This window comes from Streptacidiphilus sp. EB103A (genome assembly GCF_041261405.1).
GTDB lineage: Bacteria > Actinomycetota > Actinomycetes > Streptomycetales > Streptomycetaceae > Streptacidiphilus.
Genome location: NZ_JBGCAQ010000004.1, coordinates 112,113 through 138,231, shown reverse-complemented (window position 1 = coordinate 138,231; position 26,119 = coordinate 112,113). Strand labels below are relative to the sequence as shown.

Sequence of the window (26,119 nt, the reverse complement as noted above, 5' to 3'; positions counted from 1 at the left end):
TCTCCACGAAACCCGGGGCTTGACACGGGGGTTCCGTCCTGCGACGGCGCGAGGCCGACGCAGACTACGCCTTGAGCCAGTTGAGGAACTGGCTCCAGCGACCTCCGCCCTCCTTGGTCCCCGCAGCGACGGGATTCGTACCGGGCGCGGGTGCCGGAGCTGGTGCTGAGCTGGTTCGGTGCGCGATCTCCACTGGGGTGAAGCGGGTCGGAAGGGCGACCAGGCCGCGACTGAACGGCCCGGGGCGCCACGACAGGCTCTGCTCCGGAACAGCGAGGACGACGTCGGGGACCTGCTTGAGCAGGTTCTCAATCGCGGTGACCGCGATCTGGCGGGCTGGGTCCTTCGCCGGGCAGCCGTGGGGCCCCGCGCTCCACGCCAGGTGTGCGCGACTGTTCGTCTTCCGAGCCATGGCCAGGTCCGGTCCCGTGTTCGCGGCACCGATGCTGACAAGCAGCAGATCGCCCGCCCGGAAGTGCTGGCCGGCGAACTCCATGTCTGTAGCGGGGTAGTGCGCCATGAAGTTCGCCATGGGCGGGTTCTCCCAGAGCGTGTGATCGATGGCCTCGTCGATGAGCCCGCCCTTGCGGGCGTACTCCTCGTCGGTGAGCACCCGGTGCAGCGTGTTTCCGATGAGGTTGCGCAGCGGTTCGGAGCCGGAGGCAAGCAGAAGCGCGAGCTGGTAGACCATCTCCTCGTCCGTCAGGTTGGCGGGGTGCTGCAGCAGCCACGAAGTGACGTCGTCGCCCGGCCGGCTGCGCTTGAGCGCCACCAGCTCGCCGCAGGCGCCGAACAGCACGCCGACCGCTTGCTCGGCGTTGACGCCTTCGAACATGCCGGAGGTGCCGAACATGACCCGGTCACCGATGTCGGCGGGGCAGCCGAACAGCTCGTTGAAGACCATGAGGGACACCTGCTTGGCGTAGTCACCGAGCAGGTCTGCCGAGCCGCGCCCCCCGAAGTGGGCGATCAGGAAGTCCGAGACCTGCTCAGTGCTGCGCGCGAGACGGGGCATGTCGACGCGGGCCAGGCTGTCCGTGATGGCCTGGCGCAGCCGCAGGTGCTCGGCACCGTCGCTGAACAGGGCATTCGGCCGGTAGGTCAGCGTCGGGACCACCGGACTACCCACGGGCAGCCTGCCCTCCGCCTGGGCGCGCCACCGCCGCGAGTCCTTACGAAAGTTCACCGGGTCCTGCAGCATGCGCAAGGCAGTCTGGTAGTCGGTGACCAAGGTCGCTTCGACACCGGGAGCGAGGTCGACCGGCGCGGTCGGCCCGAAGTGGCGCAGGTAGGCGTAGTAGGCCTGCGGATCTGCGGTGAACTCCGGCTTGTAGAGCGGCACACGGCCGCCGGCGGAGTGAGCAGGGCAGCCGGGTGGGGGCACCGGGGCGGAAGAGCGAACGTCCATGTCTGCCTGTGGCTCCTAAAGCCGGCGGGCCAGCAAAACGCTGACGAGACTAGTCAGGGGCCAGGTGCTGCATCCCCAGAATGTGTGGGGTGGATCCACCTGCTCCGCAAGATTTGTGCGATCGTATCACCGCATCTGGGGCAACCCTTCCCGTTCCATGGACGGCGGTTGACGGTGCGACAGGGCCCCGACGTGCAGGTGAAACGTCACAGAACGCCGCGATGCCGGACGCTGAGGCCGCCCGCCCAGCCGTGCCCGCGTTCACGACCCACAAGCCACCCCCACCCGTCGGCCAACCGCGTTCCAGCAGTACACCGACTCCCGCCACCTCCCTCGACCGCTCTGGTGGCGCCAAGGCAAGTAGCCCCCAAGATCCCCGACAGAGTCGCTCAGTGTCATGAACACCCCGACGAGCAGGGCTCCCCATGCCAGAAGCTACTGCGGGGCGTGGAAGGAACCGCTTGGGCATCTCACGGAAATGGTGGGTGAGGACAATCCGGCACGGTGCAAGGCATTGCACGTGTGGGCAATGTCGCACCATGGACACCTGCTCAAATCCGTTTGCTCTCATTCCGGTTGGGCATGCCTGGAGGGTTTGCTGATGGTGATCGCGCCGGCCCCCATGAAGGCCTCCTGCACATCGCCCGGAGCGACGGGACTCGTCCCGATCGTGAGGGTCGATCAAACACCAGGAGGTGAGGGGACGGCGCGCTTGGAGATCGGAAGGGTGAGTGGACAGCAGCTTCTCTTGCGAAGAACGCTCCATCGGTGGCTTCCTACGTGAGCGCTGGGCCGACATGTGCGACGGGCTCGGCCTGCAGCAACTCATGACGGAGTCTGCGGCGCGCCAGCTCGGTGCTGTCCTGCGGCCCTGGGGTGACATACCCGTCGGGCGGTCGAGCCCGTTCCCCTCCTATGTCGCCGCCGACGGCTTCCCCGCCGAACTGTCGGTGAAGTGGTCACGCGGGAGACCAGAGCTTCGCATCCTGTTCGAGGCGCTGGGCACCTCCAGACCGATCACTGCGGCTTCCAATCGGACCGCTGCCGCGGACCTGACGAACCGGCTGGCCAGGGAACCACTGGTCAGCCTGGACCGCCTCCAGAAGGTGGCCGACGTCTTCGCGCCGAGCGCCGGCCAGGCGGCAGCGCCGGTTCCCGTCTGGCATTCGCTGGCCTGGCTGCCGGGGCATCCACCGGCCTTCAAAATCTACTTCGGGCTGTACTCCCTGGCCTTGCAGGAACGTTACGCCAGGGTGGGCGAGGCGATGGAACGCCTCGGGATGGGCGCCGCGTGGACCGACGCTTCCGCGGGAGTTTCCGGGGGAGCGCAGATTGACGGCGTAGAGCGCGAGCTGGAGTTCTTCGCCCTTGACCTGGACGACAGTGCGCGGAGCCGGGCCAAGGTGTACTTCCGCAACCACAGCAACAGCGTCGCGGTGCTGCAGCAGATGGCATCGCTCGCGCTGACCCATGACCCGGTCCGGGCTCGCTCGGCCTACCGGACTCTGCTCGGCGACGCGCCAGATGCCGCGGGAAGCACCCCACTGACTTGCTTGGCTTTCCGGCCCGACGTCCCGCGCGCCGACGAGGCGAGCACCTACTTCCGGGTGTCGAGCTTCACCGCGTCCGACGCGGAAGCCGCGGCCAGAATCGGCGCGCTGCTGGCACACGAGGGCATCGACCCGCAGCGCCACCACGCGCTGCTCCACGCTGTGGCGCCTCGGCCTCTGAACCAGAGCCGGGGGCTCCAGGAGCTGGTCAGCTACCGCTCGCTCGCTGATGGCGGCGACGTTTCCGTCTACTTCAGGTTTCCGGTGTACCCCTCACCGGCTGTTCTGCCCAGCCCGCCGTCACAGCAGTCGCGGCGAGTCCTCCGGGAGGAGAACGTATGACCACCATGACCGCGCCGCTCGAAGCAGTCGCCGCCAGGAACGATCAGCACGTCCGGGCGTACCGCTCCAGTTCCTTGATCGGTCTACTGCAGGACCCCGCGACACCGGGACCCGTCAAGGACGCCGTGATTGTGCACGTAACACCGTGGTCGAACGCGTTCCAGCGGATGATCAACGCCCGTGCCGCCTTCGAGACCGACCCCCAACTCAAGGCGCTCGCGATTGAGCACCAGCAGGAAGAGGTCGGCCACAACGAGATCCTGGCGGAGAGCCACGAAAGCGCCCGGACCTCAAGCTGGGATCCCGTCGTCGAGGCCGGAGCCGCGTGGTTCGTCGAGCAGCTCCGCACCCTGCCCGGCGTGCAGCGCGTCGTCCTGGCCCACCTCGTACTGGAAGCCGGCAGCCTGACCTTCAGCAACGCCGGGTCCCTGGCCTTTCCCGGAAACAGCTACTTCGCCCTGCACGACGAAGCCGACCTGGAGCACATCGAGATGGGCTACCGCCTGCTCGCCGAGCGCCAGGACTGGCAACTCGACGACGTCCTCGTTCTTCTCGACCGCGCCTGGCAGATCATCACCATGGTCTCCGACAGGATTGCCGAGCTGGCCCTGCACGACGCGGCAGGCCAGGCATGAGCACCCTCCCCCAGGAGACCCTCGACTCCGGTTCCGCCACCGGAATCGCCGAGCGCTGCGCGAACGCGTTCCAGCAGACCTTCACCGACCGACTCGTCGCGGCCTACGCCCTCGGAAGTCTGGCGCACGGCGGGTTCGCGCCCGCCGTCAGCGACATCGACCTCGGTCTCGTGCTCAGGAACTCCCGCCAAGACGACGAACAGACCATCCACCGTCTCACCATCGACCTCCACCAGACGGGGGGTGACTACCAGCGCCTTTCGGTGTTCTGGAGTTCCCTGCCCGCGCTCCGCGCGAACCAGGACGACGGCAGATTCCCGGCCGTCGACCGACTCGACCTCAAGAACAGCGGCGTACTGCTGCTCGGCACCGACGTACGCCGCGACGTGGAACAGCCAGATGCCCGCGTGCTGCTGATCGACAGCATCGGCTTCGCGCTGGAAGTACTCGCCGCGGGCCCCGTGGTGGCCGACTTTCACAGGCCAGAACGCCTCGTGAGCGACATCAGACGGTTCACGAAAGCCGTCCTGCTCCCCGTCAGGTTCCTCTACACCGCCGCCCATGCCGTGCCCGGATCCACCGACGACGCAATCCAGTACCACCTAGGGCAGTCCACCCCGGCCGCGGCAGAGCTCGTCCGTGCCGCGACCCGGGCGCGTCACGGACAGCCAGACTCGGCAGAGCGCCTGACCGAGCTCCTCCACGCTGAGCTGATCCCGCTCTACCTCTACTACATCGAGAGCTGTCTGATGAGGCTGACCTCCGCCGACAGCGACCTGGTGCAAGGCCTCACCCACTGGCGATCACGACTCATGGAGTAGGAACGGGAACCCCGCGACCCGGACCTCAGGCCTGACGGATATGCCCAGAACGGGCTCCAAAGTGTCGGTGGAGAGTCCAACTGCCTGCAGAAGGAGGTCTTCGACGTCGTCCGCTGACCGTGTTCCGGCGGCGGTCACAGCCCTTCGGCGGCGAGCTCCCTGACGGTGGCGATGGTGTCGGCGTCGGCGGGGCCCTTGTCGTCGCGGTAGCGCAGGACCCGGGCGAAGCGCAGGGTCAGTCCGGCCGGGTAGCGGGGGCTGCGCTGCAGGCCGTCGATGGCGATCTCGACCACGAGCTCGGGGCGGACGTACACCACCCAGTCGTCCCGGCGGACCTCTCGGAGCAGCAGTTCGCGGGTCTGGAAGGCGAGGATCTCGTCGGTGAGGCCCTTGAAGGTCTTGCCGAGCATGACCCATTCACCCGTGCCCTGCGGCAGTCCTTCCGCGCCGTCCGCCCGTGCTCCCAGGTGCAGGTTGCTGAGCCAGCCCCGACGGCGTCCGCTGCCCCATTCGGCGGCCAGGACCACCAGGTCCAGGGTGTGCCGGGGCTTGACCTTGATCCATCCCGCGCCGCGGCGGCCGGCCGCGTAAGGGGCGTCCGGGTCCTTGACGATGACTCCCTCGTGGCCGTGGGCGAGGGAGTCGTGGAGGAACGCACGGGCGTCGCCGTCGTCGGCGGTGACCAGCCTGGGCACCCGCAGCTCCGCCGGCACCGTAGCCGCCAGGGCGTCGACGCGGCGCTGCGCGGGCGCGTCCAGCAGGTCGGCGCCGTCGAGGTGGAGCAGGTCGAAGAAGAAGACGCTCAGCGGGACCTTGGCGCGCAGCGCCGCGGTGTCCTTGCGGGAGGCCGTGCGCGCGGCGGTGACCTGGAAGGGCTGGGGGCGCCCGTCCGGGCCCAGGGCCAGGGCCTCGCCGTCGAGCACGACCGAACGCACCGGCAGCGCCCGTACCGCCTCCACGACTTCGGGGACGCGGGCGGTGATGTCGTCCAGGCTGCGGGTGAAGACGCCGATCCGGTCCCCGTCGCGGTGGACCTGAACCCGGATGCCGTCGAGTTTCCACTCCAGGGCGGCGGGTCGGATGCGGTCCAGGGCGGCTGCGACGTCGGGCGCGGAGGCGGCCAGCATCGGCCGTACCGGTCGCCCGAGCTCAAGGCTGAACGCGCGGAGCGCAGCCGTGCCGCCGGTCATCGCCGCGTCGGCGACGGCGGCTGCCGATCCCCGGAACATCAGCGCCCGGCGGACGTCCGCCACGGGGACTCCGGCGGCCTTGGCGACGGCGTCGCCCATCACGGCGTCCAGCGCGCCCTGCCGCAGCTCGCCGACCAGCACCGCGCGCAGGAATGCCTGTTCCTCGGCGGTGGCCCGGGAGAGGAGGGAATCGAGTAGCCGGTGGCGTTCGGCCTGGGAGCCGGGTCCCTGCAGCTCGGCGATGGTGTGCAGGGCCTGTTCGGTCTCGGCGACGCCCAGCTGCGGCTGCTCGGCGGCGGGGGGCAGGTCGCGCAGTGCCGCCGGTCCCACGCCGACCCGCATCCGGCGCGACTCGCCGGACAACAGGACGACGGCGGCGTGCCGGTCGGCCGGATCGAGCCCGCGGAGCAGGTCGGCGAGCAGAGCGACCTTCGCGTTGCGGGCCGACTCCGCAGCGGTGGCCTGCGAGGCCGCGGCTACCTGCTGAAGCTGCATGGCCCCATTGTGAGCCGGTTCGGCCGGAGCCGCCCGGGGCGCCGACGAGGGCGTGAAGCGGACCAGGGGTCAGGGGGTGCGCAGGATGCGGAGCATGGTGGCGTGGAGGGCTTCCCTGAGTTCCTCGTCGGTCAGGTCGACCAGTTCCGGCAGGCGTTCCACGACGGAGAAGGCCGCGGTGAAGGAGATGCGCTCGGTGGCGGTCGGGTGCTCGCCGAAGAACAGGGTGCGGGCGCGGTGGGCCAGTTGGGTGGCGTGCTCGTCCTTGTCGTGCCGTTTGGCGGCGGGGTCGCTGGAGGCCATCACCGCGTAGTGCCGGTTCTGCACGATGAAGTCGACGACGCCACCGACCACGTGCTCGATCCGGGCCCGTCGGCCCCGCATCGCGTCCGCCTCGTCCAGCAGGGTCTCGATGCGCCGGACTCCGGGCTCCATGACCGCGTGCAGCATGTCGCTCTTGGCACGGAAGTGGTAGTAGACCGCAGCCTTCGTCAGCCCCAGCTCGTCGGCGATCATCTGGATCGAGGTGGCGTCGTAGCCGTGTTCGGCGAACAGCCGCTGCGCGGTCTCCAGGATCTGCTGCCTGGTCCGCTCGGCCTGTGCGGCTCGGCTGGACATGCCTCTGACGTGCGACGCCATCGTTGCTCCTCATTGCTCGCGGCCCGGCTTCCAGCTTACTGGACGGCGTCCAGTCAATGACTGGTCGTGCGTCAAGGGAGTCACTATCCGCACGTCAAGTCATTCGCTTGACGCTCGGCAAGTGAGCGGCGTAGCGTCGGCGGCAGACTGCGAGACCCGCACCGAGCAGTGGAGACCTTCCATGTCGACGTATTTGCACCGTCTTGCGCATTTCTCGTTCCGGCGCCGGTGGCTGGTGCTGGGGATCTGGCTGGCCGCCGCGATCGCCGCGATCGTCATCGCCCAGGCCAGCGGCGGCAAGACCAACGACGCCTTCACCATCCCGGGCACCGAGGCGCAGAACGCCTCGAACGTGCTGTCCGCCAAGCTGCCGGCGTTCGGCGGCGGCCAGAGCACCATCGTGTTCGCGACCGCCGACGGCAAGCTCACCGATCCGGCCGAGAAGGCCGCGATCGAGACGGCCATGGCCAAGCTGAAGACGGTGCCGCAGGTCTCCAACGCCGTGGACCCCTACCTCGGACACCTGGTCTCAGCGAGCGGCAGGGTCGCGCTCGGACAGGTGCAGTGGTCGGCGAAGGGGCCCGACGTCAAGGACGCCAACCTCGACGCCGTCAAGGCCGCGGTGCAGCCGGTGCAGGCCGCCGGCATCCAGGTCGAGTACAGCGGCAGCGTCTATCCCGGCTGGCACCAGAAGCTCTCCGAGACGCCCGAACTGGTCGGCCTGGTCATCGCCTTCATCATCCTGATGATCACCTTCGGCTCCTTCGCGGCCGCCGGCATGCCCATCCTGGGCGCGGTCATCGGCGTGATCACCACGCTGATGGGCATCACCGCCGTCGCCTCGGTCATCACCATCGCCTCCGCCTCGACCACGGTGGCGCTGATGCTCGGCCTGTCCTGCGGCATCGACTACGGGTTGTTCATCCTGTCCCGGCACCGGGCCAACCTGCTCAACGGGATGACCCCGGAGGAGTCGGTGCCGCTGGCCATGGGCACCGCCGGCAGCTCCGTCGTCTTCGCCGGCCTCACCGTGATCATCGCGCTGTGCGGCTTGAGCGTGGTCGGCATCCCGTTCCTGACCGCGATGGGACTGTCCGCCGCGGGATCGGTCGCCATCGCCTTGCTGATCGCGCTGACCCTGCTGCCCGCGGTGCTGGGCTTCGCCGGAACCAGGGTCGCCCGCTTCACCCGGATCCCCGGGTTCGGCGCCCGCGCCGCGCGGGTGGCCCGCCGCTCCGCCGCCGACCCGGACACCACGGCCGGAGCCGGCTGGGCGCGCTTCGTGGTACGCCACCGCGTGCCCGTCGTCATCGGCGCGGTCGCCCTGCTGGGGATCCTGGCGATCCCGGCGACGAAGATCCAGCTGGGCCTGCCCAGCGGAGCCTCACAGGCCGCCGACACCACCCAGCGCAAGGCCTACGACCTGACCACCGAAGGCTTCGGCGCCGGCTTCAACGGCGCCCTGCTGATCGTCGCCCAGGACATCGCGGGCCCCAGTGACACCCAGCAGATCGCCTCGGCCCTCGCCAGGATGCCCGACGTCGCCAAGGTGACCCCGCTGGCCGCCCAGAACGGCACCTCGCTGATCCGGCTGATCCCCGCGTCCGGCCCCAACGACGCCGCCACCGCCACCCTGGTGCACACCCTGCGCGACAACCGGACCACCATCGAAGGCAGCACCGGCGCGCACATCCTGGTCGGCGGCACCACCGCCTCCAACATCGACGTCTCCGCCAAACTCTCCAGCGCCCTGCCGGTCTTCCTGATCGTCGTGGTCGGCCTGGCATTCATCCTGCTGACCTTCGCGTTCCGCACCGTCCTGGTGCCGCTCAAGTCGATCCTCGGCTTCCTGCTCTCGATGGCCGCGGCCGTCGGCGCCCAGGTCGCCACCTTCCAGTGGGGCTGGGGCAGGCACCTGTTCGGCATCACCCCGTCCGAGACGATCAGCTTCCTGCCGATCATCATGATGGCGATCATCTTCGGACTCTCCAGCGACTACGAGGTGTTCGTCGTCTCGCGGATCAAGGAGGAGTTCACCCGGCACGGCGACGCGCGCCGCGCGGTCCAGCGCGGCACCGCACTCTCCGCACGGGTCGTCACCGCGGCAGCGCTGATCATGTTCTCCATCTTCGTGGCCTTCATGGTCACCAAGGACCCCACCATCAAGGCGGTCGGCTTCAGCTTCGCCGTCGGCGTCTTCCTGGACGCCTTCGTCGTACGGCTCACCCTCGTCCCCGCGGTCATGGCGATCATCGGATCGAAGGTCTGGTACCACCCGCGGTGGTTCGCCCGCTACGTTCCCGACCCGGACATCGAGGGACAGCGCCTCGAACACCGGCTCACCGACGCCGAACCCACCCCGAGCACCGCCGTCAGCGCGGGTCGGGCAGGCGCCGCACCTCGATGAGCAGGGCCTGCTCCGGGTTGAGAGTGGGCATCGGCAGCCCGGCCAGGGTGAGGACCGTGCCCGGCAGATCGACCCAGCCGTTCAGGGCGCGGCCGGCCCACGCGGGAGCGGTCGTCTGGTGGAACGAGGGCAGGCCCAGCTCGGTGCGGAGGCGGAGTTGGTAGGCGGCGTCCGGGGCGAGGCCCGGGAAGCGGATCCGGCCCGACTGGCCCTCGGCGGAGGTGGTCAGCCGGACCCAGCAGAACAGGGCGGCCGCCCCGTCCTGGGCAACCACGCCGTGCAGCAGTGTCGCCTCGCCGTCCAGGTCCGCCCGGACCACCCGCCCGGCATGCAGCAGCGGGCGGAACTCCCGGTAGAGCGCGGCCCACTCGGTCAGCCGCGCCAACTCCTCGGGCGTGCAGCGGGTGAGGTCCTGTTCGATGCCCGCGTGTCCGAACAGGGCGGTGGTGAGGCGGAAGGTGTCGGACCCGTGGCGGCCGGTGGTGTGGGTGGGGGAGGGTCCCACGTGGGTGCCGACGAGTTCGGGGGGCAGCAACTGGCCGGTCCAGCGCTGGATCGACTGGCGCTCCAGGGCGTCGTTGCAGTCGGAGGGCCAGACCCGGTCGGTACGCGAGAGGATGCCGAGGTCGACGCGGCCGCCGCCGCTGGCGCAGGACTCGATCTCCAGTCCGGGATGCCGTTCCTTCAGGGTGTCGATCAGCCGGTACAGCGCGACCACCTGCGCGTGGCCGCCCGGCCGGTCCACGCCGCCGGGCCCGCGCCGCACCGCTTCAAGGAGTTCACGGTTGTGGTCCCACTTGAGGAAGTCGATCGCGTAGTGCCCGACCAGGGCGTCCAGCCGGGCGAGCAGGTACTGCCAGGCGTCCTCGTTCGCCAGGTCCAGCGGGTACTGGTGGCGGGCGCTGGGGCCGAGCCCCTGCGACGGGCCGAGGATCCACTCGGGGTGGCTGCGGGCCAGCCCGGAGTCGGTGTTGACCATCTCCGGCTCGACCCACAGCCCGAACTCCATGCCGAGCGACCGCACATGGTCGACCAGGGGTGACAGGCCGTCCGGCCAGACCTTCTCGTCCACCGTCCAGTCGCCCAGGCCGGCGGTGTCGTCGCGGCGTCCGAGGAACCAGCCGTCGTCCAGGACGAAGCGCTCCACGCCGACGGCGGCGGCCCGGTCGGCGAGCTGCCGCAGCCGGTCGAAACCGTGGTCGAAGTAGACGGCCTCCCAGCTGTTGAGGAGCAGCGGGCGCGGACCGGCCGGGTGGGACGGACGGGACCGCAGCAGGCTGTGGAAGCGATCGGCGAGGCCGTCCAGGCCGTGCCGGGACCAGGCGAAGTAGCAGACCGGCGTGCGATAGGACTGCCCCGGGCCGAGCCGGATCTCACCGGCCCGCAGCAGTTCGCCGCCGCCCAGAACGGCGGTGTGGGTGCCGGCGCCCTCCGGCAGGCGCTCGACCGCGTACCGCTGGTCACCGCTCCAGCCGACGTGCAGCCCCCACAGCTCGCCGTCCCGGAAGCCGAACCCCGGCACGCCGACCGCGAGCAGGTACGGCGAGTCCACACCCGGCTTGCCCCGCCGCACCTCCCGGCTGTAGGTGCCGAAGCCCAGCCGCTGGCGCTGCGGCGACCGTTCGCGGCTCCACTTCCCGGTGAAGTCCAGCACCTCGGCCGCCCGTTCGGGCAGCGGCAGCAGGGTCTGCAGGCCCGCGAGATCGTACGGCGCCGCACCGGTCGCGTCGGCCCGGCTGGTGACCTGGGTCTGCACGCCCAGTACGCCCGACGGCTCCAGCCGAAAGGTCATGGCGATGTCGAGCTCCGCGACGCTGTCGTGGAGCTCCACGACCAGTTCCGCTCCGCCGCCGGGCAGTTCACGGTGGTCGACACCGGTGGTGGCGAGTCGCGGGGTGGTCGCTGTGCCCGCCCGGTGGCCCTGCTGGGCGGGGGTGCCGGACCAGCCGTCCGCCTCGGTCGGCCAGATCGTGAACCGGCGCGGCGTGTCGAGGGAGTTGTGCAGCGCGGCCGCCTCGGCGGTCAGGCTCAGCGCGGCGTGGTCCGCGTCCGAGAGGGCGCCGAGGTCCGCGCCCCAGTGGAGGACTCGGGGCACCGGCTCGGTGAGTTCCACGACGAGGGCGGTGCCGGCCGCGCGCAGGGAGACGATCCGCGCGGGGGTGATGGGCATGGAGTGAAGTCCTCTCCGCAGGTCTGAGCAAGGAGCAGCCAAGCGTGCCTTTGATCGGCTGTCAATAGCCGGGACTCGGCTTGGCTTTGCTGATCAGATGCCGTGTCCTCAGGAACTTCAAAGGGATCATGTTTCTTTCATTGACAGCGGAAAAGAACGAACCTAGGTTTCCGGCCATGCCCTCGGCCTCTGCTCATGAGGCGGTCCTGGCGAAGACGCCGGCCGCTTCCCTGGTCTTCACGACCGTGCTCTCCCACGGCCCGCTCACCCGGGCCGAGATAGCGCGGCGGACCCGGCTGTCCGCAGCCGCGGTGACCAAGGCGGTGCGCCCGCTGATGGAGCTCGGCTATGTGGTCGAGGACCCGAACGAGGGTGCACGGTCCGCCCTCGGGCGTCCGGCCAATCCGGTGCGGGTGGACGGGGGCAGGGCGTTCTTCATCGGGATCAAGGTCACCGGCGACGAGATCATCGCCGTCCTGGCCGATCTGTGCTGCCGGGTCCGGGTCGCCCGGCACCTCGCACTGGCGAACCGCGAACCGGAGGCGGTGCTCCCCTCGATCACCGCGCTGGTGCAGGAACTCCTCACAGAGGCCGACGGATTTGGTGCGCCGGTGCGGGGCCTGGGAGTCGCCGTCTCGGGTGATGTGGACCGCGCGGACGGTGTGGTGCGTTACTCGCCCTTCCTGGAGTGGCGCGACCTGCCGCTGGCCGAGATCCTCGGGACCGCCACCGGTCTGCCGGTCACGGTCGACAACGACGTACGGGCGCTCACCGTCGCCGAGCAGTGGTTCGGAGCCGGAGTGGGACTCTCCAGCTTCGCCCTGGTGACCGTGGGCGCCGGAGTCGGCTGCGGCCTGGTGGTGCACGGCCGGGTGGTGTCGGGGGCGCACGGGGTGGCCGGCGAGATCGGACATCTGTCCATCGACCCGCTCGGTCCGCGCTGCCACTGCGGCAACAACGGATGCGTCGAGGCCATCGCGGCGGATCCGGCGATCCTGCGGGAAGTCCGCGAGGTCACCGGCAAGCCCGTGGCCACCGCGGCCGATGCGCTGGACCTGGCCCGCGGCGGCGACCCCGGGGCACGAGAGGTGTACGCGCGGGCCGGCCAGGCCATCGGCAGGGCGATCGGTTCGGTGGTCAACCTCTTCGGTCCGCAGCGCGTGATCATCTCGGGCGAGGGACTCGCCGCCTACGACCTGTTCGCCGGGGGTGTCCGCGACGCTTTCGCCGCGTCCGCCTTCGGCACCGCCGCGCAGTGCGACGTGATGACACGTCCGCTGCCCTTCGAGGAGTGGGCGCGCGGGGCCGCGGCCACCGCGATCCAGTCCTTCATCGGATCAGACACGTACGAGGAGCAGCCATGACGCCGTAGAGCCGCACCCCCACCACTGGTTCATCAGCGTTCTCACCGTCGGCACGGGCAAGGGCTGAGCCGCAGACCCGAACGCCCCCCACGTGCCCAGCCCGGTTTCTTGCGTACCCCCCATGACCCCACCACTGGAGGTTCGACCCATGCGGTCATCCTCGTACTCACCCCTGCCCGAAAACCCGGCCGGCGCCTTGCGCCGCACGGCCAGAGCCATGCTGGCCCTGGCCCTCACAGCCGGCTTCGCCACCGCCGTCAGCGGCGCCGCCCAGGCGAACGCCCACCCCGCCGTTGCCACCCTCACCCCCTCCTCCGCCCCCACGACCCCGCCGAACGCCGCCTCGGCCGTCGGTGCCACGCCCTACATGGGCTGGTCCAGCTGGAGCATGCAGTCCTCCTCGTACCCGGGCCTCAACCCGAACGGCAGCTACAGCTACCTCACCGAGGCGAACGTCCTGAAACAGACGGACGCCCTGGCCACCACGCTGAAGAGCGCCGGCTACGACTACGTCAACATCGACGCCGGCTGGTGGATGGACAACAACTGGACGCCCGGGTACGACCAGTACGGTCGACAGACGCCCGACCCGAAGCGCTTCCCCGACGGAATGAAGGCGGTCGCCGACCACATCCACTCCAAGGGCCTCAAGGCCGGCATCTACCTGCCGGTCGGCCTGGAGAAGGGTGCGTACGGCGGCGGCAAGGTGCCGGTCTGGAACGCCCCCGGCTGCACCACCGCCGACATCGTCTACCCGGACCTGCGCACCACCAACGGCTGGGACAGCGCCTACAAGCTGAACTTCGGCAACCCCTGCGCGCAGAAGTACATCGACTCGCAGGCGCAGCTGCTCGCCGGCTGGGGCTACGACTTCCTCAAGCTGGACGGCGTGGGCCCGGGCTCGTTCAAGTCCGGCGACAACTACAACAACGTCCCCGACGTCGCCGCCTGGCACCAGGCCATCGCCGCCACCGGGCGCCCGATCCACTTCGAGCTGTCGTGGTCGCTGGACATCGGGCACGCCGCCGACTGGCAGGAGTACTCCAACGGCTGGCGCATCGACACCGACGTCGAGTGCTACTGCGGCACTCTGGTCACCTGGAACAACTCGGTGAAGGGACGCTGGAACGACGCGCCCGCGTGGAGCCACAAGGCAGGCCCGGGCGGCTGGAACGACCTCGACTCGCTCGACGTCGGCAACGGGCAGATGGACGGGATCACCAACGCCGAGCGGCAGAGCTACATGACCCTGTGGGCCATCAACAAGTCGCCGCTCTTCACCGGTGACGACCTCACCAAGCTGGACAGCTACGGGCTCTCCCTGCTCACCAACCGGGAGGTCATCGCCGTCGACCAGAACAGCTCGCCGGTGGCCCGTCCGGTCACCCCAGTTGGCGACCAGCAGGTCTGGGGAACCAGGAACGCCGACGGCAGTTACACCGTGGCCCTGTTCAACCTCGCCGACTCGCCCGCCTCGGTGACCGCCGACTGGGCGTCGTTCGGCTTCAAGGGCAGCGCCTCCGTGCGCGACCTGTGGAACAAGCAGGACCTCGGCTCCCACCAGGACAGCATCACCGAGGCACTGCCCGCGCACGGTTCGCGGCTGTTCACCATCAAGCCCGGTGGAAGCCGGCTGGCCACCACGACCTACGAGGCCGAGTCGCTGAACAACACACTGAGCGGCGGCGCCTCCATCGTCGGCTGCGCCGCCTGCTCGGACAACCTGAAGGTCGGCAACCTCTACCTCGGCGGCAAGCTGCAGTTCAACGACATCACGGTGAAGAAGGACGGGATCTACACCGTCGACGTCGCCTACGTCAGCGGCGACCCCCGCTCGGTGACCGTCTACTCCAACAGCGGCAACGGCACCAGCCTGCCGTTCCCGTCCACCGGCGACTGGAACACGGTCGACACCGTCAGCGTCCAGTTGGCACTGAAAGCGGGCTCCAACACCATCACCTTCGACAGCGGCAGCGGCGGATACGCACCCGACATCGACAAGATCGACGTCCCCTCCTCCGGCTGACCCGCGCCGCGGGGCCCGGCGAAACCACCCCGGGCCCCGCCCCCAACCGGCCTTCCCACCCTTGCCGTTCACCAGATCCGTGGAGTGCAGAGCCGTGGACATCCAGCAAGTCGAAACAGACAACTCGGAAAACTCGGACAACAACCGCCCCAGCCGCAGGAACTTCCTCGCCCTCGCCGCCGCAGCCGGCGTGGCCACCACCCTGGGCACCATGTCGGCCTTCACCGCGTCGGCGGCCCCGCTCCGCCCCACCGTGTCTCCCATGCTGTCGGCGGCCGACGCCGCGAAGAACCAGCTGTGGTGGCAGGCCCCCGGCTCTCCCAACTCGATGATCCAGCAGGGCCTGCCGGTCGGGAACGGACGCCTCGGAGCGCTCGCGAGCAATGACCCGGCCAGCGAGTTCCTGACCATCACCGACGACACCCTGTGGACCGGCGGCCTCAACGACACGCTGCAGAGCGACGGTCAGTTCCCGTACGGCCGCGACGACTTCGGCTCCTACACGCTGCTCGCCCAGCTCACCGTCGACATCCCCGGCCACGACCTGGGTTCCGTCGACAACTACCGCCGTACCCTCGACCTGGGCCAGGGGCTGGTCGGCGCCTCGTACCAGGTCTCCGGGGTCGGCTACGAACGGCAGATCTTCGCCAGCCGCCCCGACGACGCCATCGTCCTGCACTTCTCCCAGGGCGGCGGCGGCAGTTACACCGGCACCGTCTCCCTCGCCGGCACCCATGGTGAGTCCAACGCCCACAGCAGCGGCCCCACTGTCTCGTTCGGCGCCGCCCTCGCCAACGGGCTGAAGTACGCCGCCGCCGTCACCGCCTACAGCAGCAGCGGCAAGGTCGGCGTCGCCGGCACCTCGATCTCCTTCAGCGGCTGCAGGGACCTCACCGTCGTCGTCAGCGGCGGCACCGACTACGCGCCCGACGCCGCCGCGAAGTACCGCGACCCGACCGTCGACCCCGAGCACCTCGCCCGGACGAAGGTCCTCGCCGCGTCCGGCCAGTCCGCGACCACCCTGCTGCACACCCATGTCGCCGACTTCCGGGCCGCGTTCGGCCCGTTCGCCCTCGACCTGGGCAGCTCCTCCGCTGCGCAGCGTGCGCTGGACACCTGGGGACGGGTGCAGGCCCGTTGGCGGGACAACGTCCCCGACCCGGAACTCGAGGCCGCCTACGTACAGTTCGGCCGCTACCTGATGGTCTCGGGCTCGCGCGGCAGCCTGCCGCTGAACCTGCAGGGCCTGTGGCTGGACGGCAACGACCCCGACTGGATGGCCGACTACCACACCGACATCAACCTCCAGATGAACTACTGGATCGCCGACCGCGCGGGCCTGTCCCCGTGTTTCGACGCCTTCACGGACTACTGCCTCGCGCAGCTGCCCTCCTGGACGGACACCACCCAGCGGCTCTTCAACAGCTCGACCAACAGGTACCGCAACTCCAGCGGCAAAATCGCCGGATGGACCGTCGCCATCTCCACCAACCCGTACGGCGGAGGCGGCTGGTGGTGGCACCCGGCGGGCAACGCCTGGCTCTGCCTGAACCTGTTCGAGCACTACGAGTACACCCAGGACACCGCCTACCTCCAGAAGATCTATCCCCTCATCAAGGGCGCCGTGGAGTTCTGGGAGGCGCGCCTCATCACCACCACCGTCAAGGACGCGTCCGGGGCCTCCCGCGAGGTCCTGATCGCCGACAGCGACTGGTCGCCGGAGCAGGGCCCGCTGGACGCCAAGGGCATCACCTACGCCCAGGAGCTGGTGTGGAACCTGTTCGGCCACTACCACACCACGACGGCGGCGCTCGGGAAGGACGCCGCCTACAGCGCGACCGTCGACGGTCTGCGTGACCGCCTCTACCTGCCCGTGGTCAGCCCCACGACCGGCTGGCTGGAGGAGTGGATGACGCCCGACAACCTGGGTGAGACCACCCACCGTCACCTCTCCCCGCTCATCGGCCTCTTCCCCGGCGACCGGATCCGTCCGGACGACTCCACGCCGAAGGACATCCTCGCCGGCGCGACCGCCCTGCTCACCGCGCGCGGCATGACCAGCTTCGGCTGGGCCAACGCCTGGCGCAGCCTGTGCTGGGCCAGGCTGAAGAACGCGGAGAAGGCGTACCAGCTGGTCGTCACCAACCTGAAGCCGTCGGTCAACGGCAGCAACGGCAGCGCGATGAACCTCTTCGACATCTACGAGGTCAGCACGGGCCGCGGCATCTTCCAGATCGAGGCCAACTTCGGTACCCCGTCCGCGGTGATCGAGATGCTGGTCTACTCGCGGCCGGGCCACATCGAACTGCTGCCGGCGCTGCCGGCCGCCTGGGCGGCCTCCGGCTCGGTGTCCGGCGTGGGCGTGCGCGGCGGCTTCGTCGCCGACCTCAGCTGGAAGAACGGCAAGGTCACCCAGCTCACGCTCAGGAGCGTCGGCGGCCGTGCCACGACCCTCCTCGCCAACGGGAGTTCACGACAGGTCAGCGTCACGCCCGGTCAGTCCGTCACGCTGCGGAACCTCTGAGTGAGCCCGGACGAGTCGAGAAGAGTGGAGGGAACAACGATGTTCCACAAGACGGCCGCCGTACTGGCGGGCATGGCCCTGTCCCTCGTGCCGCTCGGCGCCGCGCACGCGGCGGGCAGCGGAGCGGCTTCGGCGCAGCGCACGGGAACCCGGGTCAGCGCCTGGTCGCCCAGCATGACCACGGCCGGCCCGGCCTTCGACGACCAGACCATCCGGATGGTGGTCCACAGCAGCGTCGCCGGCTCCGGTGTACGCATCACCCTCTCCAACCGGTACAGCACCACGCCGCTCGACGTCGGCGCCGTGGACGTCGCCGTCCAGGCGAGCGGGGGAAACGCGGTGCGCGGGACCACCGTGAACGTGACGTTCGGTCGGTCCGGCCAGGTCACCGTCCCCGCGGGTGGGCAGGCGATCAGCGACGTCATCCCGATCTCGCTCAGCGCCGGGGAGAACGTGCTGGTCAGCCTCTATGTGCCCGGCAGCACGGGCGCGTCCACCTGGCACTCGGACGCGTTCGACACCACCTACGCGGCCCCGGGCGACCATGCGGGCGACGACCTCGTGGACGCGTTCGGCACCACCACGACCTCCTGGTACTACCTGGCGGGGCTGGACGTGGTCTCGCCGACCGCGAAGGGAACGGTGGTCGCCTTCGGGGACTCCATCACGGACGGTTACCACTCGTCCACCGGCACCTACACCCGCTGGACCGACTTCCTCGCCCGGCGGCTGGGCGCCGGCACCTCGCAGAATCTCAGCGTGGTGGACGCCGGGATCGGCGGGAACAGGGTCCTCACCGACGTCCCCAACCTCTGGCAGGGCGTCAGCGCCCTCAAGCGCTTCGGCCACGACGCCCTCGGCCAGCCAGGAGTCAAGGACGTGATCCTCTTCGAGGGCATCAACGACATCGGCAACAGCGCCGGCCCCAACGGCGCGCCGCTGACGGCAACGGACCTGATCAACGGCTACCGCACCCTGATCGACCAGGCGCATGCCGCCCACGTCAGAGTCATCGGCGGCACCCTGACGCCCGACCAGGGCAACGGGTACTACACGCCTGCGGCCGAGGCCATCCGCCAGAGCGTCAACCAGTGGATCCGCACCAGCGGCGCCTTCGACGGCGTCATCGACTTCGACCAGGCCATCCGCAACCCCGCGAACCCGGCCGCCCTCGACCCGATCTTCGACTCGGGCGACCACATCCACCCCAACGACATCGGCATGAAGGTGCTGGCCGACGCGATCGACCTGCGGCTGCTGCACAGCTGACGCAGGCAGGCACCTACTTCTCCGCCATGGCGCCCGCGAGCCCGGAACGGCTCGCGGGCGCCGCTGTTCTGTTTCCGGCGCGACGAACGCGCTGCTGGTCGGGGCCTGTGGGCCCAGCGGGAGCCGGCGACGGCTAGGACAGCCGCCACATCTGGTTGGCGCCGCCGGTGCAGGTCCAGATCTCCAGTGCCGTGCTGTTGGCCGTACCGTGTCCGACCGCATCCAGGCACTTGCCGGATCCGACGCCGACCACGCTGCCGTCGGCACGCACCCGCCACTGCTGGTTGCTGCCGCCGTTGCAGTCCCAGATCTCCACCGGGCTGCCGTCGGCGGTGGCGCCGCCGGTGACCTCAAGGCACTTGGAGTCGTAGACGGTCAGCTGGTTGGTGGTGGTGGAGGTCCAGGTCTGGTTGGTGCCGCCGTTGCAGTCCCACAGGTCGGGCTTGGCGCCGTTGGTCTGGCTGAAGCCGGGCACGTCCACGCAGCGGCCGGACTCCTGGCCCTTGACGGCCCCCGAGACCGCGCCGCGCATCCAGCTCTGATTCGAGCCGCCGGTGCAGGTCCAGATCTCCAGCAGGGTGCCGGGGCTGGTGCCCCCTCCGGTGGCGTCCAGGCACTTGCCGGAGTTGGGGTTGACCACCGTGCCGTCGCTGTTGACGGTCCACCGCTGGGCCGCGGAGTTGTTGCAGTCGTAGATCTGCACCGCGGTGCCGTCGGTCGTGGCGCCGCCGTTGACGTCCAGGCACTTCGCACCGCTGTAGACCGTGAGCTGGCCGGAGGGCGTCAGGGTCCAGGACTGGTTGGCGGCGCCGTCGCAGTCCCAGAGCGCGACCTGCGTGCTGTTGTTCTGACTCGCCCCGGGCACATCGGTGCACAGACCGGACTGGCGTCCCTTGAGGATGCCGCCGCGGTTGCCCGGCGGGTTGGCGGTGACGGAGAGGTTGTCGAACTGGTCGGTCTGGTAGCCCACCACGCCGATGCCGACCTGGCCCGCTTCGAAGGAAGTGTCGTTGGTGGTACCGAGGGTGGCGCCGTCCGCGGTGGCGGTGATCCGGTCGCCGGAGAAGCCGAGGGCGAGGGTGTGCCACGCGTGCGTGCCCAGGGCTGCCCGGTTTCCGGAGACCAGCGTGCTCAGGTTGCCGGCCGCCGAGCTCCTGACGATGGACCAGGCGCCGGTGTCGCTCACCCGCAGCTGGTAGGCGGCCTGGTGGCTCTGCGGACGGTTCTGGGTATTGGCCCGGCCCAGGAGCTCGACGGTACCGGCCTGTTGCAGGTTGACGTCGACCTTGACGGTGTAGTCGCTCCAGGTCGGGTCGCCCAGCAGCGAAAAGGCGTCGGAGTCGTCCTGCCACTCGATCGGTTTGACCGGGGTCACCTGCTGCACGCACTGCCCGGACCGGCCGTCGGCACACGGGCGTGCCTCGAACGAGCCCTGCATGTCGGACAGGTAGGTGGCCTCGGTGCCGGTGGCGATGGCGTCGAAGGTGTCGCTGTAGGGCAGCGCGAGGGCGTGGGCGGCGGGCGCGGTGGCGGTGCCCTTGCCCTGGCCGGTGGTCGTGGTGACCGTGTAGATCCAGCCGGGCTGCAGCGTCAGTGTGTACGAGCCGCCGGACGGGGTGATGTCCTGCGTGTGCACGAAGTCGGTGGACGGGCTCGGGCTGTTCACCCGGGTGGCCCACACGTGCACCGCGCCGCCGGACAGGCCGCCCTTCACCTGGACGCCGACGGTCTGCGCGGCAGTGGCGGTGGTGGTCTCCAGGACGGTGGAGTAGTCGGACCCGTTCGGCGACTTCAGCGTCACATAGCTGCCGTTGGACTCGGCTCCGCCGAGATAGCCCGACGCGGAGTCGATGAACGTCCAGCCCGGCTGGGCGAATTGCGTCACCTGGGCGGTGGCCCAGGTGTCCTCGCCGATCGAGTAGTTCCCGGACCACGGCGAGTTCGCAGCTGCCAGGCCCACCGTGTTGAACGGCAGATTCGGGTAGATCGCCGCGACCAGCGGCCAGTTGAGGTACGCGGTCATCCGCGCGTCCACATATCCGCGCACGATCGAGCGGATCAGCGCCGGCGCTCCGGCGTCCATGTCCAGCGAACCGTTCTCCGACGCCCACAGCGGCTTGCCGTTGTTCTTCGCCGTGGTGGTGCTGGAACAGGTGTCGGCGTTGCCGCCGTCACCGCCCTGGCAGGGGTAGTGGGTGCCGATGACCGACACGGCGTTGTTGAACGAGGCGTTGCTCGCCATGTCGTCCGCGACGCTCCAGCCCGAGTCGTCGCCGACGATCTGCACGCTGCCGTATCCGGCGTTGTCCAGAGCGGACCGCAGCTGGATGTACCAGTCGACGTTGTGGCCCTTCTCGTTCCAGCCGCCGAGGTAGCTGACGGTGATGCCGTGCTGTCCGGCGCAGCCGAGCCAGGAGATCAGGTAGTTGATCGTGTCGGTGGACCAGAACCCGCCGCTGATCCAGCCCGGGGCGGCCCAGGTCAGACCGTAGAACTTGATCCCCGGGTTGCGGGCCTTGGCCTGCTCGGCGAGCCAGAACTCGTAGCCTGCGGAGCAGTTGATCTGCCCCTTGCTGTGCTCGATGGACGGTTCGGCGCCGTCGGTGGAGTTGGCGTCCCCGCCGATCTCCAGTTTCAGCAGCTGCAGGTCCGCGCCGTACCCCGGCTTGAACAGGTAGTCCAGCAGCTGCGACTGCTGGGCGGCCGGATAGTCCCGCAGCAGCCGGGAGTTGCCCCCGCCACCGCTGATGGCGCCGATGCCGTCGAACGTCCGACCGCCCTGGCCGCCGTCCACGGTGACCGAGGTGCCGGCCGACGCGCCGGCCAGTGTGCGGGGAGCGGCCTGGGCCGCGGTCGTGCTGCTCGCGAGCACTGCTGCCAGCAGTGTCATGACCAACAGGGGGATGAGTCTCCGTACGCGTGGCATCCAGCGGCGGAATGCCGGTCTGCGCCGATCAGCGTGCATCGTTCTTCTCCTTCGCTGCCTGCTGAACGTGACACCGTGGGGGTGGATCAGCGAGGCAAGACGGCTGGTGGGGGTGGCACGGCAGCCTGGAGGCAGCGCCGAGCGCTCAGGCACGTCATGACCATGCCATGAGCAGGCATGGTTGCTCGGGCTCCAGGGACACCGTGGGGGCGGGCTGGATGCCCAAGGCACATTGAGCGCTCGTGTTGGTTCTTCTGTCAATGGGCCATGAGAAACCTATTAATTGACACAAAATCAAACAGCGATGGGTGTGTGCCGAAATGCCTGATCAGCCGGGCCGCGGGCGTGCGGACCAGTCGCACGGGAAGTGACGGGCCGTCAGAAATTGGGCATCCGTGGTCCAGACCATTGACGCGTTCGCGGTGGAACATTACGTTTGAGAGCGCTCTCATTCGCCTCCCGCGACGGTGCGTCGCAGTCAGCACGCCTTGGAGCCCGCCATGGAACTGCGAGACCCACGTCCACCCCCGCCTCCAGGTGGCGGCGGTCGCGGCGTCACTCCGGCTGCGCGGCGAGCTGAGTCGTGATGGCGATGGCGGCCTCCGCGCAGGCCGCGAGCAACGCGGTCGTGACGGCCCTGACCGACGGGTGCTCCGACGTTCCGGCGCGGACGCTGCACACGATGTCGCGGTAGCCGTTGTCCGGGAGCGGGCGCAGGCGCACGGTCGGTGAGGTCTCGACCCAGAGCAGATCGGGCAGGAACGCGACGGCGTGCCCTCCTCGGACCAGCCGTTCATGGATGAGCATGTCGGGGGATTCGAACCGCACGTTCGGCCTGAACCCCGCCGCCTGGCAGATCCGGTCGGCCCACTCCCGTGCCGGACTGCCTGCCGGTTCCATCACCCAGTCGGCACCGGCCAGGTCCGAGACCCGCCCGGCATCGGCCAGGGGCGAGTCCGGCGGGACCGCGAGCCGCAGCGGGTCGCGGTGCAGCACGGTCTGGTCCACGGCAGCCGACCGGGCGAAGGGCTGACCGGCGAACACCTCGTCGACCACCAGGTCGAACTCCTTGACCTGCAGACCCGAGAGGGCGGCGTCGGGGTCGGCGTGTTCCAATTCGACGCCGAGCCGGGGATGGGCGGCCCGAAGGGCGGTCAGCACGGACGGCATGAGCGCCAGGACGACCGTCTGGAAGGTCGCGATCCTGAACCTGCCGGCCACATCGCCCGCGGCCCGGGCCAGATCCGCGTCCGCCCGGTCCAGCTGCTCAAGGACCGCCTCGACATGCCGGACCAGGATCTCGCCCTGCGCCGTGAGCCGCACCCGCCTGCCGTCGGGTTCGAGCAGCTGGGCCCCGAGCTCGGTCTCAAGGACCGTCAACTGCTGCGAGACGGCGGAGTGGCTGTACGACATGGCGGCCGCGACGGCCGTGATCGTGCCCCGGTGCTTCAGCTCCCGCAGCAGCCGCAGCCGGTGCAGATCGAATTGGCGGGCCATGCGCCGCATCGTATCTGTCAGTTCTGCTTACAGCAATGCCCCGGATATGTCTGCTGGACAGCCAGGAACCGGCGAGCTGAAACTTGCGCTCGACAGTCGGAACCGACCGGGAGGCAGCCATGACAGGGCAGGACACATTGCCGGCCGCCGGTGCGGCCTCTGAACAGAGGCTGCGCCGGCACATCTCCAGCGTCCAGCTGCTGTGGATATCCGTGGGGTCGATCATCGGATCGGGATGGCTGTTCGGTGCGCTCTTCGCAGCGCAGGTCGCGGGTCCCTCAGCTGTGCTGACCTGGCTCATCGGCACTGCGGCCGTGGCGGTGCTCGCCCTCGTGCACGCCGAACTCGGCGGCATGTTCGCGGTCAGCGCCGGCACCGCGCGCTTCCCGCACTACGCGTTCGGCCACCTCGCCGGTTTCACGATGGGATGGGCCACCTGGCTGGCAGGGGTCACCACGGTGCCCATCGAGGTCGAAGCCATGCTGCAGTACTCCAGCAACTACCTGCACTGGCTGACGCGCTCGGAGAACGGAACCGTTTCGCTCACCCTGCCCGGGCTCGGGGTGGCGGTCCTGCTGATCCTCCTGTTCACCCTGCTCAATCTCTACGGCATCAGAAAAATATCCAGACTCAACGGCGCGATAACGATCTGGAAGATCGCCACGCTCGTCCTGACGATCGCCGTCCTCGCCACCAGATTCCATCTCGGGAACTTCCACCTGGTCGCAGGCGGCTTCTTCCCCACCGGGATACACGGCACGATCGCGGCCCTCAGCGGCGGAGGCGTCATCTTCGCGCTGGTGGGCTTCGAGCAGGCGGTGCAGGTCGGCGGCGAGAGCAGGAACCCGGGTCGCGACATCCCCCGGGCGGTCATGGGGTCCCTGTTCATCACGGCCGCCCTCTACATGGCCCTGCAGATCGTCTTCATCGGCGCGCTGGGCCCCGCCCAGTTGGGCCACGGCTGGGCGAACATCTCCTTCGCCGGGATCTTCGGGCCGTTCGCCGGCCTGGCCACCCTGCTCGGATTCACCTGGCTGGCCTGGATCCTGTACGCCGACGCCATCATCTCCCCCGGGAGCAACGGCCTCATCTACGTCACGACGACCTCGCGCCTGTCCTACGGCATGTCGCGGAACGGGTACATCGCCCAGACCCTGGGCAAGCTGCACCCCAGGACCGGGGTGCCGGTGTACAGCGTGGCGTTCACCTGCGTCGTCAGCCTCATCTGCCTGCTGCCCTTCCCCGGATGGCAGACCCTGGTGGTGTTCATCACCTCCTCGTTCGCGCTGATGTACGCGGGCGGGCCGCTCGCCCTCGGCGCCCTGCGGCGGGAACTGCCGGACCACCCCCGCCCCTTCCGGCTCCGGCTCGGCATCCTGCTCGCCCCGGTCGCCTTCATCGTGGTCAACCTGCTCGTCTACTGGGGCGGTTGGGAGGCCAACTGGAAGGTGTTCTGCGCGGTCGGCGTCGGCTACGCCCTGCTCGTGGTCTCCTGGCTGACCGACCGCCGCCCGGTACGGCCGAAGATGGGCTTCAGGTCCGGGAGTTGGGTGGTGCCCTGGCTCATCGGCCTCGCCGTCCTCTGCTATGCGGGCCAGTACTCCAGCCCCGCGCACCTGGTGTTCGGACTGCCGCACCTTCCGATGTGGTGGGACATCGCGGCGGTCGCCGCGTGGAGCCTGGTCGTCTACTACTGGGCCCTCGCGGTCCGCCTTCCCGCCGCCGACGTACTCGAGCTGGTGAACGCCACCGATGACGGCGAGGAGACGCCCTCGTCCTGACCACCAGTCATCGTCCACTCAGCACAACGATATTCAGGAGTCAGCACATGAAGACCAGTCGGCTCATCGGCACCGTGGAGACGCACACCGGGGGCGAGCCCTTCCGGATCATCACCAGCGGCGCCCCCCACATCCCCGGCAAGACGATCCTGGAACGCCGCGCCTGGCTGCAGGAGAACGCCGACGAGATCAGGCAGGCGGTCATGCTCGAGCCCCGGGGGCACGCCGACATGTACGGGGGACTGCTCACCGAGCCGGTGAGCGAGGGCGCCGATCTCGGCATCATCTTCATGCAGAACCTCGACTACAGCCCGCACTGCGGACACGGGGTCATCGCCCTCGCGACCGCGGCCGTGGAGCTCGGCTGGGTCGCCCGGACGGCTCCCGAGACCCGGGTCGGCATCGACGCCCCGTGCGGATTCATCGAGGCGTTCGTCGAGTGGGACGGCGAGCACACCGGCGGCGTGCGCTTTGTGAACGTCCCCTCCTTCATCTGGCAGCGGGACGTGTCCGTCGAGACCCCCTCCTTCGGTACGGTCACCGGCGACATCGCCTACGGCGGCGCGTTCTACTTCTACACCGACGGAGCTCCCTTCGGCTTCGAGGTGCGGGAGTCGGAGGCCGACCGGCTGAAGGACTTCGGCATGGAGATCAAGGACGCGCTGAACGCGGAGCACCAGGTCGTCCACCCGGAGCACCCGGAGATCAGCGGGGTGTACGGGACCATCGTCTCCGGACCCCCGAGGAAGGCCGGCTCCACCCAGGCCAACGCGTGCGTCTACGCCGACCGGGAGCTGGACCGCTCGCCCACGGGCTCCGGCACGGCCGGACGCACCGCACAGCTGTACCTCAAGGACGAGCTGTCGCAGGACGATACCTTCGTCAACGAGTCGATCATCGGCTCCGTGTTCGAGAGCCGGGTCCTCTCGGAGACGCGCGTCGGCGACCACGACGCCGTGATCCCCGAGATCCGGGGGTCCGCGTTCATCTGCGGGTTCGCGAACTGGATCCTGGACGACCGCGACCCGCTGACCCACGGGTTCTCGCTCACGCGATGACCGCCCGAACCGAAGGA

General features: G+C 69.4%; 16 protein-coding genes. 10 read left to right on the top strand and 6 right to left on the bottom strand.

The window, feature by feature from the left end:
• Positions 1-64: 64 nt before the first annotated feature.
• On the bottom strand, positions 65-1,408 hold the full coding sequence (locus ABH941_RS07830; protein ID WP_370127880.1) for a cytochrome P450: 1,344 nt from the start codon (positions 1,406-1,408) through the stop codon (positions 65-67).
• 731 nt (positions 1,409-2,139) lie between these two features.
• Here ABH941_RS07830 and ABH941_RS07825 point away from each other — a divergent pair.
• The 3 genes from ABH941_RS07825 to ABH941_RS07815 are packed head-to-tail and all read left to right on the top strand — an operon-like array spanning position 2,140 to position 4,756.
• The gene (locus ABH941_RS07825; protein ID WP_370127879.1) at positions 2,140-3,300 is read left to right on the top strand and encodes a tryptophan dimethylallyltransferase family protein; all 1,161 of its coding nucleotides are present in this window, start codon (positions 2,140-2,142) and stop codon (positions 3,298-3,300) included.
• The gene (locus ABH941_RS07820) at positions 3,297-3,935 is read left to right on the top strand and encodes a hypothetical protein (protein ID WP_370127878.1); all 639 of its coding nucleotides are present in this window, start codon (positions 3,297-3,299) and stop codon (positions 3,933-3,935) included. The genes ABH941_RS07825 and ABH941_RS07820 overlap by 4 nt, the downstream gene beginning before the upstream one ends.
• Positions 3,932-4,756, top strand: coding sequence for a hypothetical protein (locus tag ABH941_RS07815; RefSeq protein ID WP_370127877.1), 825 nt, complete (start codon positions 3,932-3,934; stop codon positions 4,754-4,756). Before ABH941_RS07820 ends, ABH941_RS07815 begins: the two co-directional genes overlap by 4 nt.
• A 134-nt stretch (positions 4,757-4,890) precedes the next feature.
• Here the strand turns inward: ABH941_RS07815 and ABH941_RS07810 are convergent, their stop codons facing one another.
• Positions 4,891-6,441 carry an ATP-dependent DNA ligase gene (locus ABH941_RS07810; RefSeq protein WP_370127876.1) on the bottom strand — a complete coding sequence of 517 codons (1,551 nt, stop codon included), beginning with the start codon at positions 6,439-6,441 and terminating at the stop codon, positions 4,891-4,893.
• A 69-nt stretch (positions 6,442-6,510) separates the two neighbouring features.
• Positions 6,511-7,080, bottom strand: a complete 570-nt coding sequence (locus tag ABH941_RS07805) for a TetR family transcriptional regulator (protein ID WP_370127875.1) — start codon at positions 7,078-7,080, stop codon at positions 6,511-6,513.
• 181 nt (positions 7,081-7,261) lie between these two features.
• Between ABH941_RS07805 and ABH941_RS07800 the strand changes: the two genes are divergently transcribed.
• Positions 7,262-9,487, top strand: a complete 2,226-nt coding sequence (locus ABH941_RS07800) for an MMPL family transporter (protein WP_370127874.1) — start codon at positions 7,262-7,264, stop codon at positions 9,485-9,487.
• On the opposite strand, the gene ABH941_RS07795 is transcribed toward ABH941_RS07800, so the two are convergent.
• The gene (locus ABH941_RS07795; RefSeq protein ID WP_370127873.1) at positions 9,453-11,657 is read right to left on the bottom strand and encodes an alpha-galactosidase; all 2,205 of its coding nucleotides are present in this window, start codon (positions 11,655-11,657) and stop codon (positions 9,453-9,455) included. The two genes, ABH941_RS07800 and ABH941_RS07795, sit on opposite strands and share 35 nt — an antisense overlap.
• 176 nt (positions 11,658-11,833) lie before the next feature.
• Between ABH941_RS07795 and ABH941_RS07790 the strand changes: the two genes are divergently transcribed.
• The 4 genes from ABH941_RS07790 to ABH941_RS07775 all read left to right on the top strand — a co-directional run bounded on the left by ABH941_RS07790 (position 11,834) and on the right by ABH941_RS07775 (position 18,840).
• Positions 11,834-13,021: an ROK family protein gene (locus ABH941_RS07790; protein WP_370127872.1), complete on the top strand. Its 1,188-nt coding sequence runs from the start codon at positions 11,834-11,836 to the stop codon at positions 13,019-13,021.
• A gap of 148 nt (positions 13,022-13,169) precedes the next feature.
• Positions 13,170-15,047: a carbohydrate-binding protein gene (locus ABH941_RS07785; protein ID WP_370127871.1), complete on the top strand. Its 1,878-nt coding sequence runs from the start codon at positions 13,170-13,172 to the stop codon at positions 15,045-15,047.
• Between the two features lie 94 nt (positions 15,048-15,141).
• A complete protein-coding gene (locus ABH941_RS07780; protein WP_370127870.1) occupies positions 15,142-17,571 on the top strand; it encodes a glycoside hydrolase N-terminal domain-containing protein in 2,430 nt (809 codons plus the stop codon).
• 39 nt (positions 17,572-17,610) lie between these two features.
• On the top strand, positions 17,611-18,840 hold the full coding sequence (locus ABH941_RS07775) for an SGNH/GDSL hydrolase family protein (protein WP_370127869.1): 1,230 nt from the start codon (positions 17,611-17,613) through the stop codon (positions 18,838-18,840).
• Between the two features lie 133 nt (positions 18,841-18,973).
• Here the strand turns inward: ABH941_RS07775 and ABH941_RS07770 are convergent, their stop codons facing one another.
• Both ABH941_RS07770 and ABH941_RS07765 read right to left on the bottom strand, forming a co-directional pair.
• Positions 18,974-21,730 (bottom strand): ricin-type beta-trefoil lectin domain protein, encoded by a 2,757-nt coding sequence (locus tag ABH941_RS07770; protein WP_370127868.1) that lies wholly within the window; start codon positions 21,728-21,730, stop codon positions 18,974-18,976.
• A gap of 591 nt (positions 21,731-22,321) precedes the next feature.
• Positions 22,322-23,263: a LysR family transcriptional regulator gene (locus ABH941_RS07765; RefSeq protein WP_370127867.1), complete on the bottom strand. Its 942-nt coding sequence runs from the start codon at positions 23,261-23,263 to the stop codon at positions 22,322-22,324.
• 119 nt (positions 23,264-23,382) lie between these two features.
• Between ABH941_RS07765 and ABH941_RS07760 the strand changes: the two genes are divergently transcribed.
• Positions 23,383-25,044, top strand: a complete 1,662-nt coding sequence (locus ABH941_RS07760; RefSeq protein WP_370127866.1) for an APC family permease — start codon at positions 23,383-23,385, stop codon at positions 25,042-25,044.
• A gap of 47 nt (positions 25,045-25,091) precedes the next feature.
• A complete protein-coding gene (gene lhpH / locus ABH941_RS07755) occupies positions 25,092-26,102 on the top strand; it encodes a trans-3-hydroxy-L-proline dehydratase (protein ID WP_370127865.1) in 1,011 nt (336 codons plus the stop codon).
• The last annotated feature ends 17 nt before the right edge of the window (positions 26,103-26,119 follow it).

Excerpts from the sequence above, each read along its gene's own strand:
- ABH941_RS07830 (WP_370127880.1), bottom strand. The coding sequence starts at position 1,408 with ATGGACGTTCGCTCTTCCGCCCCGGTGCCCCCACCCGGCTGCCCTGCT.
- ABH941_RS07820 (WP_370127878.1), top strand. The coding sequence starts at position 3,297 with ATGACCACCATGACCGCGCCGCTCGAAGCAGTCGCCGCCAGGAACGAT.
- ABH941_RS07815 (WP_370127877.1), top strand. The coding sequence starts at position 3,932 with ATGAGCACCCTCCCCCAGGAGACCCTCGACTCCGGTTCCGCCACCGGA.
- ABH941_RS07810 (WP_370127876.1), bottom strand. The coding sequence starts at position 6,441 with ATGCAGCTTCAGCAGGTAGCCGCGGCCTCGCAGGCCACCGCTGCGGAG.
- ABH941_RS07805 (WP_370127875.1), bottom strand. The coding sequence starts at position 7,080 with ATGGCGTCGCACGTCAGAGGCATGTCCAGCCGAGCCGCACAGGCCGAG.
- ABH941_RS07800 (WP_370127874.1), top strand. The coding sequence starts at position 7,262 with ATGTCGACGTATTTGCACCGTCTTGCGCATTTCTCGTTCCGGCGCCGG.
- ABH941_RS07795 (WP_370127873.1), bottom strand. The coding sequence starts at position 11,657 with ATGCCCATCACCCCCGCGCGGATCGTCTCCCTGCGCGCGGCCGGCACC.
- ABH941_RS07790 (WP_370127872.1), top strand. The coding sequence starts at position 11,834 with ATGCCCTCGGCCTCTGCTCATGAGGCGGTCCTGGCGAAGACGCCGGCC.
- ABH941_RS07785 (WP_370127871.1), top strand. The coding sequence starts at position 13,170 with ATGCGGTCATCCTCGTACTCACCCCTGCCCGAAAACCCGGCCGGCGCC.
- ABH941_RS07775 (WP_370127869.1), top strand. The coding sequence starts at position 17,611 with ATGTTCCACAAGACGGCCGCCGTACTGGCGGGCATGGCCCTGTCCCTC.
- ABH941_RS07770 (WP_370127868.1), bottom strand. The coding sequence starts at position 21,730 with ATGACACTGCTGGCAGCAGTGCTCGCGAGCAGCACGACCGCGGCCCAG.
- ABH941_RS07765 (WP_370127867.1), bottom strand. The coding sequence starts at position 23,263 with ATGGCCCGCCAATTCGATCTGCACCGGCTGCGGCTGCTGCGGGAGCTG.
- ABH941_RS07760 (WP_370127866.1), top strand. The coding sequence starts at position 23,383 with ATGACAGGGCAGGACACATTGCCGGCCGCCGGTGCGGCCTCTGAACAG.
- lhpH (WP_370127865.1), top strand. The coding sequence starts at position 25,092 with ATGAAGACCAGTCGGCTCATCGGCACCGTGGAGACGCACACCGGGGGC.